The sequence below is a fragment of the Planobispora rosea genome (assembly GCF_014648175.1).
GTDB lineage: Bacteria > Actinomycetota > Actinomycetes > Streptosporangiales > Streptosporangiaceae > Planobispora > Planobispora rosea.
Genome location: NZ_BMQP01000021.1, coordinates 59265 through 76091 on the forward strand (window position 1 = coordinate 59265; position 16827 = coordinate 76091).

Annotated in this window: 10 protein-coding genes and 1 pseudogene; 8 read left to right on the forward strand and 3 right to left on the reverse strand. The window is 71.8% G+C overall.

The window, feature by feature from the left end:
- Positions 1-7: 7 nt before the first annotated feature.
- From IEZ08_RS21265 to IEZ08_RS21275, 3 genes are all read right to left on the reverse strand, one after another.
- Positions 8-1099 (reverse strand): S1C family serine protease, encoded by a 1092-nt coding sequence (locus IEZ08_RS21265; protein ID WP_068921501.1) that lies wholly within the window; start codon positions 1097-1099, stop codon positions 8-10.
- An 18-nt stretch (positions 1100-1117) separates the two neighbouring features.
- Complete coding sequence (locus tag IEZ08_RS21270) at positions 1118-2668, reverse strand: AMP-binding protein (protein ID WP_084780885.1); 1551 nt, start codon at positions 2666-2668, stop codon at positions 1118-1120.
- An 85-nt stretch (positions 2669-2753) separates the two neighbouring features.
- Positions 2754-3353, reverse strand: coding sequence for a hypothetical protein (locus tag IEZ08_RS21275; protein WP_189242768.1), 600 nt, complete (start codon positions 3351-3353; stop codon positions 2754-2756).
- Positions 3354-3410: 57 nt separating this feature from the next.
- Between IEZ08_RS21275 and IEZ08_RS21280 the strand changes: the two genes are divergently transcribed.
- The 8 genes and pseudogenes from IEZ08_RS21280 to pgfA all read left to right on the forward strand — a co-directional run.
- Positions 3411-4205 (forward strand): hypothetical protein, encoded by a 795-nt coding sequence (locus tag IEZ08_RS21280; protein WP_068921503.1) that lies wholly within the window; start codon positions 3411-3413, stop codon positions 4203-4205.
- A gap of 54 nt (positions 4206-4259) precedes the next feature.
- The gene (locus IEZ08_RS21285) at positions 4260-6518 is read left to right on the forward strand and encodes an acyl-CoA dehydrogenase family protein (protein ID WP_068921504.1); all 2259 of its coding nucleotides are present in this window, start codon (positions 4260-4262) and stop codon (positions 6516-6518) included.
- 82 nt (positions 6519-6600) lie between these two features.
- Complete coding sequence (locus IEZ08_RS21290; protein WP_229803364.1) at positions 6601-8244, forward strand: MmpA family trehalose lipid delivery protein; 1644 nt, start codon at positions 6601-6603, stop codon at positions 8242-8244.
- A gap of 133 nt (positions 8245-8377) precedes the next feature.
- Positions 8378-8509, forward strand: a complete 132-nt coding sequence (locus IEZ08_RS40305; RefSeq protein WP_255529966.1) for a hypothetical protein — start codon at positions 8378-8380, stop codon at positions 8507-8509.
- Positions 8510-8764: 255 nt separating this feature from the next.
- On the forward strand, positions 8765-10018 hold the full coding sequence (locus IEZ08_RS21295) for a glycosyltransferase family 4 protein (protein ID WP_229803365.1): 1254 nt from the start codon (positions 8765-8767) through the stop codon (positions 10016-10018).
- The gene (locus tag IEZ08_RS21300) at positions 10015-14148 is read left to right on the forward strand and encodes an alpha-(1->3)-arabinofuranosyltransferase (RefSeq protein WP_189242769.1); all 4134 of its coding nucleotides are present in this window, start codon (positions 10015-10017) and stop codon (positions 14146-14148) included. The genes IEZ08_RS21295 and IEZ08_RS21300 overlap by 4 nt, the downstream gene beginning before the upstream one ends.
- Positions 14139-15941 (forward strand): glycosyltransferase family protein, encoded by a 1803-nt coding sequence (locus tag IEZ08_RS21305; protein WP_068921506.1) that lies wholly within the window; start codon positions 14139-14141, stop codon positions 15939-15941. Before IEZ08_RS21300 ends, IEZ08_RS21305 begins: the two co-directional genes overlap by 10 nt.
- Positions 15938-16822, forward strand: a pseudogene (pgfA, locus tag IEZ08_RS39700) (cell envelope lipid trafficking protein PgfA); the annotation flags it as partial. The gene IEZ08_RS21305 and the pseudogene pgfA, both read left to right, overlap by 4 nt.
- Between the last annotated feature and the right edge of the window lie 5 nt (positions 16823-16827).

Sequence of the window (16827 nt, forward strand, 5' to 3'; positions counted from 1 at the left end):
AGGCGCCTCACTCGGAGGTGCTGGTGGGCAGCTCGCCCAGGCGGACGGTGACGGTGGCGGTGGAACCGTCGAGGCGCAGGAGCCCCACCTCGGCCTGACCGCCGGGCCGGAGGGTGGCGAGCACCTCGGACAGGGCCTGGGTGGACGGGGTCTGGGTCCCGTTGACCGAGGTGATGATGTCACCGGGCTCGATTCCCGCCTGCGCGGCCCCGCCGCCCTCGCTCACATCCACGACGCCGACGCCCGCGGGCCTGCCGTCGGCACCGATCACCGTCCGCACCGAGACGCCCAGGGCGGCTCTGCGGGTGTTGGTGACGCTGCCGTTCTCGACGATCTGGCGGGCGATGTCGGTGGCGGTGTTGGACGGGATCGCGAAGCCGATGCCCGGGGCCGCGCCGCCGCCCAGCTCGGGGACGGTCGCGGCGAGGGTCGGGATGCCGATGACCTCACCCGCGAGGTTGACCAGCGCGCCGCCGCTGTTGCCCGGGTTGATCGCGGCGGAGGTCTGGACGGCGTTGGTGATCGTGGCGCCGGGGGAACCGGACTCCGAGGGCTCGGTCACCGTACGGCCCAACGCCGAGACGATCCCGTCGGTCACACTGCTGCCCAGGCCGAGCGGGTTGCCCATGGCCAGGACGATCTGACCGACCCGCAGCCTGCCCGAGTCGCCGAACTTCGCGGGTCTGAGGCCGGACGGGTCGTCCACCTTGATCACGGCCAGGTCGCCCAGTGGGAAGGACTCGACCAGACGCGCCCGGCGTGGGGCGCCCCCGGTGGCCAGGGTGACCTGGAACTCCGTGGCCCGTCCGACCACGTGGGCGTTCGTCACGATGTGCCCGGAGGCGTCATAGATGACGCCCGAGCCCAGGCCGGTCCTGGTGTTGATCTGCACGATGGACGGCAGCACGTTGGAGATGACCCGCTCGTAGGCCGACTCCAGGGCCGCCGGTCCCATGCCCGCCTCGTTCTGCGCGGGAGCGGAGGCGGTGGCGCTGGGCGAGACGGCGGCCGTGCGGGGCGCCCCCGCGTCCGCGCTGCAGCCCGTGAGCGCGAGGACGGCGGCGGCGAGCAGCGTGAGAGGTACCGGTGGTCTCTCCATGCGTGGCTAGTTCCCCGCTCACGGCGAAAGATACGTCTCCCGCAGGCCGGTACGGCTCAGCTTGCCGGTGGGCGTGCGGGGCAGCCGCTCCCGGTACTCGACGACCCGCGGGTGCTTGAGCCGGGCGAGGCGGCCGGTGCAGTGCTCCAGCAGGGCGGCGGTGAGGCCCGGTCCGGGCTCCGTGCCCGGCGCGGGCTCGACGAGCGCGACGACCTTGTGCCCCCACTCGGGGTCCGGCACACCGATCACCGCCACGTCCGCCACCGCTGGGTGCTCCAGGAGCACCGCCTCGATCTCGGCGGGGTAGATGTTCACCCCGCCGGAGATGATCAGGTCGGTACGGCGGTCGCACAGGAACAGGTAGCCGTCCTCGTCGAGATAGCCGATGTCGCCGGGGGTGTAGAGACGCCCGCGCATCGACGAGGCGGTCTTGTCCGGATCCCCGTGGTACTCGAAGCGGTTGACGCCGCCGATGTAGACCAGGCCGGGCTCGCCCGGCGGCAGTTCCCCGCCGTCGTCGCCGACGATGACGAACTCCATGCCGTCGATCGCCCGGCCCACCGTGCCGGGTCTGGCCAGCCACTCCTCGGAGGAGACCATCGTCGCCACGGCGGCCTCGGTCGAGCCGTAGTACTCCCACACCACCGGGCCGAGCCAGTCGATCATCGCCTGCTTGGTGGCGGGCGGGCAGGGCGCGGCGCCGTGGTACAGGTGCGTCAAGGACGACAGGTCATACTTTTTCCGGACCTCGGCGGGGAGCGCCAGCAGCCGGTGGAACATCGTCGGAACCATGAACGCGTTGGTGACCCCGTACCGTTCGACCAGCCGCAACACCTCCCCGGCCTCGAACCGCTCGGTCAGCACCACCGTGTGGCCGTACTGCAGCGCCATCATGGCCTGGCCGTACGGGGCGGAGTGGTAGAGCTGGGACAGCACCAGGTGCACGCCGTCGGACGGCAGCGCGAAGTGCCGCCAGCTCTTGCGCATCAGGATCGGGTAGAGGTCCTCGGGGGAGAGATCGATCAGGCGCCGCCGCACGCCCTTGGGCTTGCCGGTGGTGCCCGAGGTGTAGAGCATCATGGACCCGGCCCGGCGTTCGGCGGGCGGGGTGGCGGGCTGCCCCCCGGCGACCGCGTCCACCTCCTCGAACCCGCCCGGTACGGCGCCGGCGTACCGCTCGCAGCCGATCACCGCGCGTGCCGCGCAGTCGGTGATGATGTACCCGATCTCCTCGGCGGTGTAGTGCCAGTTGACCGGGACGTGGTAGGCGCCGATCTGGTAGGTCGCGAGCATCATCGTGATCGCGTCGATGCCGTTGGGCAGGACCGTCACCACGGCCTCGCCCGGCGTGACGCCTCTCGCGATCAGGCCGTGGGAGACCCGGTTGACCCTCTCGTGCAGCTCGCCGTACGACATCCGGCCGGATTCCGGCAGGCCGGCTCCGGCGGCGTCCTCGATGTCTCCGGTGGTGCTCTCGGTGCTCTGGGTGCTCCCGGCGCTCCGGGTGGCGGTCTCGATGACGGCGGTCCGTCCGGGGTCGGCGGTGGCGATCTCGTAGAAGCCCCTCATGAGCGGGACCATACAGAACTAGGTTCTGTTCAGGGAAGGGGAGGGGAGCGGAAGGGGCAATATGGCTGGTTGTGGGATGTATCCCTCATGAGAAAAGTATGGGGATGCGCGGTGCATGTATCCATTCAGGTGACATAGCCTGGACGCCATGGCGGAAGGCGGCACCGCCCCTCCCGGGCGTTCTGGAGATGGAGATGTTCCCCCCTGTGATACTCCTACGGCGCCGATTCCCGTCATTTCCGTCAGTCCCGGTGACGGCACGGTGATCACTCCTCAAGTGGTCGGCAGTTCCCCAGGCGAGGACGGAGACGAGACCGTGCTCGTGCCCCGGCTCCCATCGGCCGGCATGTTCCCGATCGTTTCCGCCCCCGACGCCCCCGGGGTTCCCGAGGTCTCCGAGGTCTCCCGGGCTCCCGGCCTCGATGACGCCGAGGCTTCCGGTGACGATGCCTCCGGCGTCGATGACACTGATGGCACTGATGACGTCGAGGCCTCCGGTGCCGACGGCTCCGAGACTTCCAGCGCTGATGTCACCGAGGCTCCCGGTGCCGACGGCTGCGAGGCCGCCGATGACCCTGCCGTCGAGGTCGTCGAGGTCGTCGGTGCCGATGTCCCCGACGCCCCCGACGCCCCCGATGTCCCCGACGCCCCCGATGTCCCCGCTGTCTCCGGCGGCCGGTTCCATGTCGGAAGCCCGCCCGTCCCGCAGGCCCGCCCGCGTCCTGTCAGACCTGCACGAGCTGTGAGCTCCGCGAACTCGGCGCGGAGGCCGGGTGTCGCGGGCAGGCTGCTGCTGCGGGTCGGGGACATCCCGATGAGGACGATCTACGTTGCCGGCGCCGCCCTGGCCACGGCACTGGCGATCTTCCTGATCTTCGCTCTCTTCTCCGGTGACGTGCCCCGGGATCCCTCGCAGGCGGGTGAGACCCAGGCCGCCGCGCCCTCGGCGCGGGCGTCCTCGCCGACGGCGCCCACACCCACCGTGCCGCCGATCGTCCTGCCCGCGCTCCCGAAGGCGATCACGCTCAAGACGCTGCCCGGTACGGCGAGCCCGGTGGTCGGCACCGTGGTCGACGGGAAGGCCGCGATCAGTTACGCCAGGCTGGGCAGGCCGTGGTCGGTCGCGTCGCTGCCGCCGTTCTCCAAGGGGCAGCGGGTGGGCGGGAACACGCTGCCGCGTACGCTGGCCGTCTCGGCGCTCCTGCCCGGGGAGAAGCCGAGGGCCGAACTGGAGACCGACGCCGACTACAAGAAGGCGGCGCTGACCGCGGTGCGATGGAGTATCCGCAACTACCACCCGGCGGACAGCAAGGTCACCTGGACGGCCTCGCAGCGGCTGGCGACCGGTAAGGGCTGGGTGCTCGGGTACCGGGTCGCCTACCAGGTCGACGGGCGGCAGCGCGTCTCCCACGCGGCGCTCGCGCTGCTGGACATCGGCCAGCGCAAGCCCGCCATGTTCTTCGTGACCGTCCCGGACACGCGCAAGCAACTCTGGGCGGACATCGCCCCCTTGGTGACCAGTGTGCGAGCGTTGTGACGGAAGTACCTTCTAGAATATGGTTCTGCCACTGAACTGTTTCTGGAGGCTGTCATGGCGATCGGGTTGAGCGAGGAGCACGAGGCGCTCCGCGAGTCGGTGAGCGGCTGGGCCGAGCGCAACATTCCGTCCGAGGTCGTACGGGCCGTCATCGCGGCCGAGCGGGAGGAGCGCCCCGGCTTCTGGGGCGGCCTGGCCGACCAGGGCCTGCTCGGGCTGCACATTCCGGAGGAGCACGGCGGCAGCGGGTACGGCCTGCTGGAGACCGCCGTGGCCGTCGAGGCCCTCGGCGAGCGCGTCGCCCCCGGTCCCTACGTCCCGACGGTGTTCGCCAGCGCCGTGATCCTGGCCTCCGACGGCAAGGCCCACGCCGAACTGCTGCCCGGTCTCGCCGACGGCACGCTGACCGGAGCGGTCGCGCTGTCCGGCTCGATCACCGGAACCCGCGGCGAGGACGGCGCGCTGACGGTCTCCGGCACCGCAGAGTACGTGCTCGGCGGCGCGCTCGCCGACGTCCTGGTGGTCCCGGTCGGCACCGACCGGGGCGAGGAATGGGTGGCGGTGGACGCCTCCGCGGCGACCGTGACGCCGATCAAGTCGCTGGACATCACCCGCGGCGTGGCCAAGGTCGAGCTCGACGCGGTGGCCGTACCGGCCGGGCGGGTCCTGGACGGGCTGCAGGGCCCGGCCGTACTGAACCTGGCCGCGATCCTGCTGGGTGCCGAGGCCGCGGGCGTCGCGTCCTGGTGCGTGACCGCCGCCGCCGAGTACGCCAAGGTGCGCGTGCAGTTCGGCCGCCCGATCGGCCAGTTCCAGGGCGTCAAGCACAAGGCCTCGCGCATGCTCGTGGCGCTGGAGCAGGCCCGCGCGACGGTCTGGGACGCGACCCGCGCCGCGGAGCGGCGAGCGAACGCAGCGGGCGGAGCGAGTGGGGCGGCGAGCGCGACCACGGGCGCCGACCGGGAGCTCGACTACGCCGCGGCGATCGCGGGCGTGGTCGCGCCGGACGCCGCCGTGCAGTGCGCCAAGGACGCCGTCCAGATCTTCGGCGGCATCGGCTACACCTACGAGCACGACGTGCACCTCTACTACCGCCGCGCGCTCACCCTGCGCGCCCTGCTCGGCCCGAGCGCCGAGTGGGCCGAGTCGGTGGCCGCGCTCGCGCTGGACGGCGTCACCCGCGAGATGGAGATCGACCTCCCCGAGGACGCCGCCGCGCTGCGCGAGTCGATCCGCGCGGAGATCGCCGAGATCGCGAAGCTCTCGGGCCAGGAGCAGAAGCGGGCGCTGGCCTCCGGCGGGTTCGTCATGCCGCACCTGCCCCGGCCGTGGGGCCGCGACGCCAGGCCGCTGGAGCAGGTCCTCATCTTCCAGGAGCTCAAGGCCGCCAAGGTCAAGCTCCCGCAGATGATCATCGGCGCCTGGGTGGTGCCGTCGATCGCCATGTACGGCACCGCCGAGCAGCAGGAGCGCTTCCTGCCCAAGACGCTCAGCGGCGAGATGATGTGGTGCCAGCTCTTCTCCGAGCCGGGAGCCGGGTCCGACCTCGCCGCGCTGCAGATGAAGGCGGAGAAGGTCGAGGGCGGCTGGAAGCTCAACGGCCAGAAGATCTGGACCTCGGTGGCGCACGTCGCCGAGTGGGGCATCTGCATCGCCCGCAACTCCTCCGAGGGTTCCAAGCACGAGGGCATCACCTACTTCCTGGTGGACATGAAGGCGCCCGGCGTCACCGTCCGGCCGCTGACCGAGATGACCGGGGAGAACCTGTTCAACGAGGTCTTCCTCGACGACGTGTTCGTCCCGGACGAGCTGGTCGTCGGCGAGGTCGGCCAGGGCTGGAAGGTCGCCCGCAACACCCTGTCCAACGAGCGCGTCTCGCTCTCCTCGGGTTCGGGCGGCACCGGCGCCTCCGTCCCCGACCTGATCGGCCTGGCCGGGCGGCTCGGCCGCGAGCTGACCCCGGCCGAGCGCCAGGAGCTGGCCCGGGTGGTCTGCGAGGGGCACTCGATCAACGCCCTCGGCCTGCGGGTGACGCTGAAGCAGCTGACCGGCGGCGAGCCGGGCGCCGACGCCTCGGTCCGCAAGCTGGTGTCCACCTCGCACGCCCAGCACGTCTCCGAGTGCGCGGTCGGCCTGCTCGGCGCCTCCGCGGTGACCGCGGCCGACATGAAGCTCGGCGACCCCGGCTACTGGAACCGCGCCGTGCTCGCCACCCGCGCCATGACGATCTACGGCGGTACCACCGAGGTGCAGCTCAACATCATCGCCGAGCGCATGCTCGGCCTGCCCCGCGACCCCGAGCCGGGCAAGTAGCCCCGTGAGAGTCCCGTGAGACGGCGGCACCGGATCGTCCGGGGCCGCCGGAACTCCATACGACTGTCGTAAAGTGCGCGATATGCGGACGGAACGGGTAAAAGCGGCGAGGTGGTTCGCGCTCGGTCCGTCGCGTGAGCGGCGCGGGATGGCGGCCGCTGAGGCCGCCGCGCCCGCCGTGCTCGGACTGCTGCTCGGGCTGCTGGCGCTCGGTCCCGCGCTGGGGCCGGGGTTCGTGCTCCGCTACGACATGGTGTTCGTGCCCGACCCGCCGCTCACGCTTCCCGGGCAGGGCTTCCCCCGGGCCGTCCCCAGCGACCTGGTGGTCGCGCTGCTCTCCCGGGTCGTGCCCGAGCAGGTGGTGCAGAAGGCGATCCTGCTCGGGATCTTCGTGCTGGCCGCGTCGGGGGCGGCGGCGCTCGTGCCCTCCGGGCGGCTCGGGCCGCGCCTGGCCGCGGCGGCCTTCTACGCCTGGAACGCCTACCTCGCCCAGCGGTTCCTGCTCGGGCAGTGGGCGCTGCTGCTGGGCGTGGCCGGGCTGCCCTGGGCGGTGCGCGCGGCGGCGCTCGGCGGCCGGCTCCGTCTGGTGGCCGCCCTGCTCCCGGCGGCCGTGGGCGGTTTCCAGGCGATGCTGGTCTCCGCTCCGGCGGTACTCGCCACGGCGGCGACGGCCCGTCCGCGCGGGTCGGCCCCCGCGCTCGGGCCGGTGTCCTCCCGCGTGCGCGCGACGGGGGAGGCGGCGCTGATCCTGGGCGGGCTGAGCCTGCCCTGGCTGGTTCCCGCGCTGCTCAGCGGGGCCACCACCGACCCCGCCGGAGTGGACGCGTTCGCGGCCCGGGCCGACGGTCCGTTCGGGGTGCTCGGCAGCCTGCTCGGTCTGGGCGGGATCTGGAACGCGCACGCAACGGTGCCCGGTCAGGGCTCCTGGTGGTCGGGGGGCGTCAGGCTGGTGCTCGCCGCCGTCGCGGTCTGGGGTTTCGTACGGCTCCGCCGCCGGGACGCTCCGCCGTACTGGACGGGACTGGCCGTGGCGGCGGGGGCGGGGCTGGTGATCGCGTGCCTGGGAGTGTTCGCTCCCGGCCTGGTCAAGGCACTGATCGTGGAGTGGCCGGGGTTCGGGCCGATCCGGGACGGGCAGCTGCACCTGGCGCCCTTCGCCCTGCTCCAGGCCGTGGGCCTGGCCTCCGCCGTCATGGGCCCGGCTCCCGCCCCGGTCGCCCCGCGCCCGGCCTCGTGGATCACCGGCGCGGTGGCGGTGGTCGCGCCGGTACTGGTGCTGCCGACCTTCGCGCTGGGGGCGTTCGGCCGGTTGGCCGCCGTGGACTACCCGGACGAGTGGCGGCGGGTCCAGGCGATCGTGAACGCCGACCCGGCCCCGGGGGCGCTGCTGTCGTTGCCGTGGGGGGCGCACCGGGCGTTCCGGTGGAACGGCGGGCGGGTGATCCTCGACCCGGCGACCAAGGCGTTCGCGCGCCGGGTGATCTGGAACGACGAACTGCTCGTGGGACTGCCGGGCGGCGGCCGGATCCGGGTCGCCGCGGAAGACCCCCTGGTCGTGCGGGCCGCGACCGTCCTGCGCGGCCGGCCGGAGGGGCGCGCGGCGGCCCTGGCGCGGCTGGGCGTGCGCTATGTCCTCGAACATCCGGGCGAGAACGTGTTCGCCGGCGGCGTCACCGTGTTCCACGGGCGGGAGCTGCGTCTGGTCCGGCTCGATCCCCCCTCCTGAGCTGGGTGTATGCCCACTTCAGAGAGGTACCGGAGGGTAACTTTCTTTGTCACGGTTTTACTAAGCCTATGGCTTATGAGGTGGATCACGTTCTACTCTCGGCACACTGTCCGATTTTGGGAGGGAGGGTCCAGTGATACGAGTTCTCGCAGCACTGGCCGTCGGAGCGGTTCTTGCGGTCGGCGCCTCCGTGGCAGTTGTCAACGTAGCCGCGCCGACGCCGGAGCCGCCCAACCGGCCGCTGTACAACTACGGCGACAAGTGATCCGGGGGGCCGCCTGACGGCCCCTCGGATCACTTCTCCACCGGCCCCGTGAGGCCGGAACGTCATTGATCGCACGGAGTCTGGCTTCGCCATGCCCTGATCCGGGACGCCCCGATCCGGCTGCGGCGGCCATCGCAGGGAAATCGCAGTGAAGGAGAGACCGTGGTCTTATCCGGTGGACGGGCTGAGTCCGCGCCGCGCACCCCGGCCTCTCAGGCCTCCCAAGGGCCCCGGCTGAGCGTGGAATCCCTGAGCGTGGAATCCCTGGGCGGATCCCCGGGAGCGCACGACGCGCCGCTGGCCGGAGTGCGGGTGGCGGTGCTGAACTTCCGGGAGCCGCGGCAGTCGGTGGCGGGCGGCGCGGAGGAATACGCCTGGCAGGTCAGCCGCTACCTGGTGGCGCAGGGCGCCACGGTGCACTTCGTGACCAGCCGCGAGCCCGGCCAGGCCGGGTCCGAGCACGTCGACGGCATCGCGCTCCACCGGATGGGCAACCGCTACCTCGTCTACCTGCTGGTCCCGCTCTGGCTGCTCTTCCGCCGCCGCTCGTTCGACGTCGTCATCGACTCGATGAACGGCATCCCGTTCTTCTCCCCGCTGGTCGTGCGGCGCCGCACCGCGGTCATCTGCCTGGTCCACCACGTGCACGACCGGCAGTTCCACGCGTTCTTCCCCGGCTGGCTGGCCAGGATCGGCTGCTTCGTCGAGGGCCCGGTGGCCCGCCTGCTCTACCGCCGCCGCACGACGATCACGGTCTCCGATTCCTCCCGCGAGGATCTCCGGACCCGTCTGCGCTGGCTGGCGCCGATCGAGGTCGTGCCCAACGGCAGCCCGGCGGCCCGCTCGGTGGCGCGGCGGCGGATCGAGGGAGATCCCGCCGTGGTCTATCTCGGCCGGCTGGTCGGCCACAAGCGCGTCGAGCGCGTGGTCGGGCTCGCCGCCGAGCTGGAGGACGCCCACCCGGGTCTGCATGTCCACGTCGTCGGCCGGGGCCCGGAGTCCGGGCCGCTGGCCGCCTACGCGGCCGAGCGGGGCATCTCCGGCCGCGTCCACCTGCACGGCTTCCTCTCCGAGCAGGACAAGAACGCCGTCCTCGGCGCGGCGCTGCTGAACGTCACGGCCTCGGAGTTCGAGGGCTGGGGCCTCACCGTGATCGAGGCGGCGTCCTTCGGCGTGCCCACGGTCGCCTACGACGTCGCGGGACTGCGCGACTCGGTCCGGGACGGGGTGACGGGCTGGCTGGTCCGGGAGGGCGAGTCGCTCTCCGGCGTGGTCGACCGGGCGATCCGGGAGCTGGCCGACCCGGTCCGGCGTGCGGAGATCCAGCAGGCGTGCCGGACCTGGGCGGGTGAGTTCACGTGGGGTCGGACCGGCGCCTTGATGGCCGGGGTGATTCGCGCGGAAATGTCCAAAAGCGGGTACGCTGACGCGTCGAGGCAGAATCCTACGACTTGCATTGACCCGTGTCTCGTCCGGAACGAGCCTGAAACCCCGCTGAGTACCCGTTGACCTTTGACGCACGGAACCGTTCTCGGACGGCTCACCCTGCGGAGTCTGAGTCTTCCCGACTTCGGCGCTGGATCCAGCAGTTCGCCGGCTGCCTCCTCCTCGGTGCGATCGCCTTCAACACGGCGCCCGACAGGATCATCGCCGAGACGAAGCTCGACATGGCGATCAATCCCCTCGGGTTCCTCGCGCGGGCGACACACCTGTGGGACGGGACGTTCTTCGGCCACCTGCAGAACCAGGCGTACGGATACCTGTTCCCGATGGGGCCCTTCTACAGCCTCTGGCTCGCCCTCGACATGCCCGCGTGGAACGTCCAGCGGCTGTGGATGTCCGCTGTCCTGATCGCGGCCTTCCTCGGCGTGGTCCGGGTGGTCCGCGAGCTGGGCATCGGTTCGCCGGAGGCGGGGATCCTCGCCGGTCTCGCCTATGCCCTCGCACCGCACGCCCAGGCGCTGATCGGCGTCAACTCCTCGGAGTTCCTGCCCAGCGCCGTCCTGCCGTGGATCCTCCTGCCCCTCATCAGGGGAGCGAGCGGCCGCACCACCCCACGCCGTGCCGCCGCGCTCTCCGCGGCCGCGCTGCTGCTGTGCGGCGGAGTGAACGCGGCGGCCGAGCTCGCCGTGCTGGTCGTCCCCTTCCTCTATCTGCTCACCAGGAGAGCCGGCCCCCTCAAGCGCAGGCTGCTCGCCTGGTGGCTACCGCTGGTCGGGATGGCGGCCTTCTGGTGGCTGGCTCCGCTGCTCATCATGGGCCGCCACATCTTCTCGTTCCTGCCCTTCATCGAGACGGCCACGGCGACCAGCAAGGTGACCTCGCTGACCAACGTCGTCAGGGGGACGTCGAGCTGGCTCAGCTTCCTGCAGACCGACGGCAGGCCGTGGGTGGAGGCGGCCTTCGCCCAGGCGACCCAGCCCTGGCTCATCGTGGTGACCGCTCTCGTGGCCGCGTTCGGCCTGGCCGGCCTGGCACGCCGGAGCACGCCGGAGCGCCTGTTCCTGGTGCTCACCCTGCTGGTCGGCGTGATCGTCGTTTCCGCCGGCCACGCCGGCCCGCTGGCGGGGTTCACCCGGGAACTGCTCGACGGGCCGCTCGCGCCCTTCCGTAACCTGCACAAGTTCGACGCGCTGATCCGGCTCCCCATCGTCCTGGGGCTTGCCGCCCTCTTCAGCGCGCGGGTGCGGGCGCGGATGCCGTTCCGTACGGCCGTGATCACCGTCACCGGGCTCAGCTTCGCCCCGGTCGCACTGTCCGGAGTGTCGCCCGGGGGTTCGTTCTGGGAGGTGCCCGCCTACTGGCGCGAAGCGGTGACCTGGCTCAACACCAACGCCGCCGATCAGATGGTGCTGGTCGTCCCCGGATCCCGGCGGGGTGAGTACGACTGGGGCCGGCCCGTCGACGAACCGCTTCAGCCGCTCCTGGACGGCGTGCGATGGGCCGGCCACACCAACGTGCCCTGGGGATCCCCCGGCATCGCCAGGACTCTGCAGGCCCTGGACGAGCGGTTCAGCGCGGGCAAGGGATCACTCGGACTCGGCATGACGCTCCGGCGGATGGGCGTCGGCTATCTCCTGGTCCGCAACGACCTCGACCGGGCCACGATCGGTGACGCCTGGCCGGCCCGGGTCCATGAGACGCTGGAGGAGTCGCCCGGCCTCTCGCGGGTGCGCGGCTTCGGCCGCCAGGTCGGGCAGGAGCAGAGCAACATCGCCGCGACCTGGCTCGACCAGCCCTATGACGCTCTGGAGATCTACCGGGTCGCGGGCTCACCGATGAGGGCCGGGATCCTGCCCGCGGAGAACACGATGCGGGTCACCGGAGCACCCGAGTCCGTCCTCGCCCTCGCCGAGGAAGGGCTGCTGGGGGACGACCGGCCCGTGGTGATCGGGAACGACCCGGCGGCCTACCCGGTGTCGGGTGTGAACACGATCGCCACCGACACGCTCCGCCGTCGCGAGACCGTCTTCAGTGATCTGAGGAGATCGTCCTCGGCCACGCTCACGGAGTCGGAGGACCCCGTCCGCCCGGCCGCCGCGGCCGACGTGGTCGACCCCGCCTGGACCCCGTACACCTCGGAGGCCGAGTACACCGGTATCGCCGGGCTCTCATCCTCCTCCGCCGAGAGCTCCGCGAGCGCGCTGCCCGGCATGCGTGATCCGGGCCGCCAGCCGTTCGCGGCGATCGACGGGGATCCCCGGACGAGCTGGCGCTCGGACGGGTGGAGCGGTCCCGTCGGCGAGTGGTGGGAGGTCCGCCTCACGGAGGCGGTCACGGTGCCCCAGATCACCGTGCGCTTCGAACGCTCGGCGATCGGACCGCCGGTCACCCAGGTCGCGGTGGAGACCGACACGGGCAGGACCGTATCGGCGGTCACATCGGCCGACGAGCAGCGGCTCGCCGTGCCTGCCGGATCCACCTCACGGGTCAGGATCCGCATCACCGGAGTGGAGGGCGAGCGGGCGGGGCCGCTCGCCGGCAGGGTGGGGCTGTCCGAGGTGACGATCCCGGGGATCGAGGCCGGCCGGACCATCGCTGTACAGCCCCTCGGCGAGGGCCGTAGCGAGACCACGGTACTGACCAGGACCGGCGACGTCTCTCCGTGCATGCGGGGCTCCTTCGCCTGGACCTGCGACGAACGGCTGGAGGTTCAGGGGGAGGACGGGTACGGCTTCAACCGCAGGGTGGTGAGCGAGGAGACCGGTGACTGGGAGATCACCGGCCGGGCGCTGCTCAGCGATCCGACGACCGCGGAGCGGCTGGTGACGCTCCCCGACTCCTATCCCAAGGTGACCGCGTCGTCCACGATCGTCGACCACCCGGCCGTTCTCGGCCGGGCCGCGTTCGACGGTGACAACCGTACGATCTGGTACGCCGACCCGCTCGACCGGCGGCCCGAGCTCACCGTGGACCTGGGACGGACCACGCCGATCTCGCGGATCAAGTTCGACTTCCCCGACTCGTATCTCGGTCTCCCGCCCGTCCGGGTCACCGTCCGGACGGACCGCGGCGTGGTCCGCTCCGGCTGGCCGGGGTCCAGCGGCTGGCTCCAGATCGCTCCGGTACGGGCGAAGCTTCTCAAGATCGAGTTCGAGACGACGGTGTCGCGCCCGCTCGAACTCGTCGACGTCTCGATCCCCGGCGTGGCGAGCGTGCCCGACCTGGAGGCCTTCCCGCTCCAGCTGCCGTGCGGGTTCGGCCCGACGCTGTCCGTGAACGGCAACGAAGTGCCCACCGAGGTCGTCGAGGGCACGCTGGGCGACGTGCTGAACGGCAGGGAGGTCATCTACCGGGCCTGCACCCGGGTCTCGGTCGTCCCGGGCAGCGTCCGTGTCACCGCCGAGCACGATGACCCGTTCCGGGTGCGGTCGGTGGTGATCCGCGGCAGCCGGGTGCAGTCCGACCCGGTCACGATGGCACCGGTCCGGGCCGAACGCTGGGACGCGGGCACCCGCGAGGTGCGGGTCACCACCTCCGGAGTGTCCTACCTCGTGGTGAACGAGAACTTCAACAGCGGCTGGCGGGCCACCCTGCAGGGGAGGGAGCTGACGGCGATCCGCCTCGACGGCTGGCGGCAGGCGTGGCTGCTTCCCGCCAACGTCTCCGGCACCGTGACGATGAACTACGCCCCCGATGGGCCCTACCGCACCGCGCTCCTGGCCGGTGCCGGACTGGCCCTGCTCGTGGTGGGCCTCGCGCTCTGGCCCGGACGGGGCCGGCCGCTCCGGCCCGCGGCACTTCCCGCCGCCCCGCGTTCGGCCGCTCTGGTGGTGCCGGTGCTCGGGTTCTGGGTCCTCGGCCCGGCCGGCGCGGCGGTTGCGCTCCTGACGTTCCTCCTGGCCGTCTGGGCTCAGCAGGTGGCGGGAGCCGAGCACCTCGCCGACGGCTGGCTCAGGCGGGCCGCCGACGCCATCAGATCTCCTCTGGTGCCCGCGGCGCTCTTCTCCGCGGCCGGTGCCGGGCTGGCGGCCGGGCTTCCGGAATGGACGGGCCAGTGGACCGCGCTCGTCGCGCTCGCCGTGCTGGCGTCGGGCTTGCACCCCGTTGCGGCCCGGCGCAACCTGGGGAGGCCCGCGCTCGAGCGTGCCGCGGCCGTATCCGATTCCGGATCGAGACCGGAGTACTCATGGACGTGATGCAGACGGAGGGAGGCGCGGAGACGCGCACAGCGGCGGTGCCGCGGCCCGGCCGTGGCGTGCTGGCCGGCGCGCTCGTCCTGCTGCTGGTGCAGGCCGTCCTGAAAGCGGTGATCGTCGCCCAGGCCTATTTCAAGGAGGACGACTTCGCCTACGCGGCCAGGGCGATGGAGGCCGAGCCCGACCCGGCCTGGTTGACGACCACCTACCTCGGGCAGTTCATGCCCGGCGGGTTCGCGCTCGACTGGGTCATAGTGCGGCTGGCGCCGTACGACTGGACCCTGGTGGCCGCGCTCGTCGTGACCGCCCACACGCTTGCGGGACTGGCCGTCCACCGCATGCTCACCACCCTGTTCGGCAAGCGTCTGCTGGTGCTCGTCCCACTGACGCTGTTCGTCCTGGCCCCGGCCTCGGTGCCCGTGCTCACCTGGTGGGCGGCGGCGCTGAACACCGTCCCGTTGCAGATCGCGTTGCCGATGGCCGTGACCGCGCACGTGCGCTTCCTGCGGACGGGGCGGAACCGGTACGCGGCGGCCGCGATCGGCTGGATCCTCCTGGGCATGCTCTTCTTCGTCAAGGCCGCGGTCATCCCCGTGCTGCTCGCCGCGCTGACATGGGCCTACTTCGGCGGGTTGCGCGGGCGGATCCGGCTGTGGCTCGCCTACGGCGGCATGCTCGCCGCGTTCGTCGGCCTGTATCTGGTGCGCTCCCTCAACGCGGGTCCCGGCATGGGAGGGCTCCCGTCGCTGGAGGACGGGCTGGGCTTCGTGGGAAATCTGCTCGGCCGCACGTTCCTGACCACCGCGCTGGGCGGCCCCTGGGGCTGGTTCGCCGGCCCGGACCGAGCCGTGGCGGCACCCCCCTGGCCGCTGGTCGGGGTCTGCGCGCTGGTCGTGGCGGCGCTTTTCCTCGCGACACTCCGCTACCGGCGCCGCGCGCTCGCGGCCTGGTCGATCCTGCTGGGGTGGGTGCTTCTGGCGGACGTTCCGCCGCCGCTGTACGGCCGCGTCTACCTGGCGGGCAGCTTCCTCGGCATGGACACCCGGTACGTCGCCGACGCCCTGCCGGTCCTGGCCCTGACGGCCGGGTTGCTGGTGATGCCGCTCCTCGGCGAGGACCGGCCCTGGCTGCGGCCGCTTCCCAGGGCGGAGGCGGTGTACGCGGCGGGCGGCCTGCTCGTGGGGGGATTCACGGTGGCCTCGCTGGTGTCCATCAACGGCTTCGCCGCGCACCTCGGAGCCCGGGACAAGGTCGACTATCTCACCGCTGCGCGCGAGGCGCTGGCCGGTGTCAAGCGGGGGCAGGTCGTCTTCGACTCCCCGGTGCCGGACTTCATGCTCTCTCAGGGGTATGGAAAGTACGGCCTCACCTCACGCCTGCTGTCGCCGCTGGCGGACGGAGACCTCCGCGAGCGGATGCGCACGCCCACGGCGGCGACCGGAGGACTCGTCTTCGGTCCGGACGGCCGGCTGCGGCCGGTGGACGTCAACGGGGTCAAGCAGGATCCTCCCGGCGGGTGCTGGCCGAGGCGGCAGGGACGGGTCACGGTCCCGATTCCCGGCGGCGGGGACACCGCAAGCCTGGTGCGCCTGGGCACGTGGACCGAGGAGCGGACCGAGGTGAGCGTGCTGGCCGGCGACGCCAAGTACACGGTCACCCTGTCCGAGGGGCTGGGCCAGCTCTATGTGCCGCTTCCCGCCCCGGTGCGGCAGATCGAGGTCATCGGCGTCCCGTCCGGGAACACGGTCTGCCTGGGGGACGTCAAGGCCGGAACGGCCGTGCCCGCGCCATGAGAACCGTGAAGAACCGCCAGGTCGTCCTGTTCGCGGTCAGTTCGTTCACGCTCATCCTGGCGGCACTGCTGCGTTTCCAGGTCTACCCGGACAGCGCGCTCCATCCGCGGGAGCCGTACCCGTCGACGACTCATCTGGCCGCGGACCGGGCCGTCTACTTCGACTGGGCGAGGCTCCGGCTCCACACGGGTGAGCCGGTCCACCGGACCGTCGTTCTGCAGGCGGGCTCCTTCGAGGGGGACGACGAGACCTCGGTCTGGACCGAACTGGCCACGACCAGTGACAGGAACGGGGCGCGGATCGCCTACCAGGAACGGAGGGTCGCCTTCGACCGGCGGACGGGTCTGGCCAAGGACTGCTGTGAGGGGTATGTCGGCACCCGGAGCGACATCCGGCAGAACGGCCTGGCCTTCCGGTGGCCCGTGGACGCCCGTCCGGTCGCCTACCCCTTCTTCGATCCCGTCACGCTGAGCGACGCCCGGATGCGCTACACCGGGGAGGAGACGCTGCGCGGGCTGCGTGTCTACCGCTACGAGCAGGACACCCCGCCGGTCAAGATCGAGGACGTGGCGGACCCGCTGCCCGGCTCTCTCGTCGGATTCCCGGGACGCGCCGTCAGGGTCGTCAAGTATGCGCAATCGTCCCGCGTCTACTGGGTGGAGCCCCGCAGCGGGTTGCCGGTCAAGGTCGAGGAGTATGCCCGCGAGACCCTGAGGACCCCTGACGATCAGGAACGGCTGGTGACGTTCGAGGCGAGACTGCGCACGGTGGACGGGGACGTCGCGATGCTCGTCGACGCGGCGGCGACCTTCGCCGCCCGGGCGCGCATGATCGAGACGATCATCCCGGCGATCCTCGCCGGCCTCGGGCTGCTCTCGCTGATCGC

Excerpts from the sequence above, each read along its gene's own strand:
- IEZ08_RS21285 (WP_068921504.1), top strand. The coding sequence starts at position 4,260 with ATGGCGATCGGGTTGAGCGAGGAGCACGAGGCGCTCCGCGAGTCGGTG.
- IEZ08_RS21290 (WP_229803364.1), top strand. The coding sequence starts at position 6,601 with ATGCGGACGGAACGGGTAAAAGCGGCGAGGTGGTTCGCGCTCGGTCCG.
- IEZ08_RS21305 (WP_068921506.1), top strand. The coding sequence starts at position 14,139 with ATGGACGTGATGCAGACGGAGGGAGGCGCGGAGACGCGCACAGCGGCG.
- IEZ08_RS21270 (WP_084780885.1), bottom strand. The coding sequence starts at position 2,668 with ATGAGGGGCTTCTACGAGATCGCCACCGCCGACCCCGGACGGACCGCC.
- IEZ08_RS21265 (WP_068921501.1), bottom strand. The coding sequence starts at position 1,099 with ATGGAGAGACCACCGGTACCTCTCACGCTGCTCGCCGCCGCCGTCCTC.
- IEZ08_RS21275 (WP_189242768.1), bottom strand. The coding sequence starts at position 3,353 with ATGGAACCGGCCGCCGGAGACAGCGGGGACATCGGGGGCGTCGGGGAC.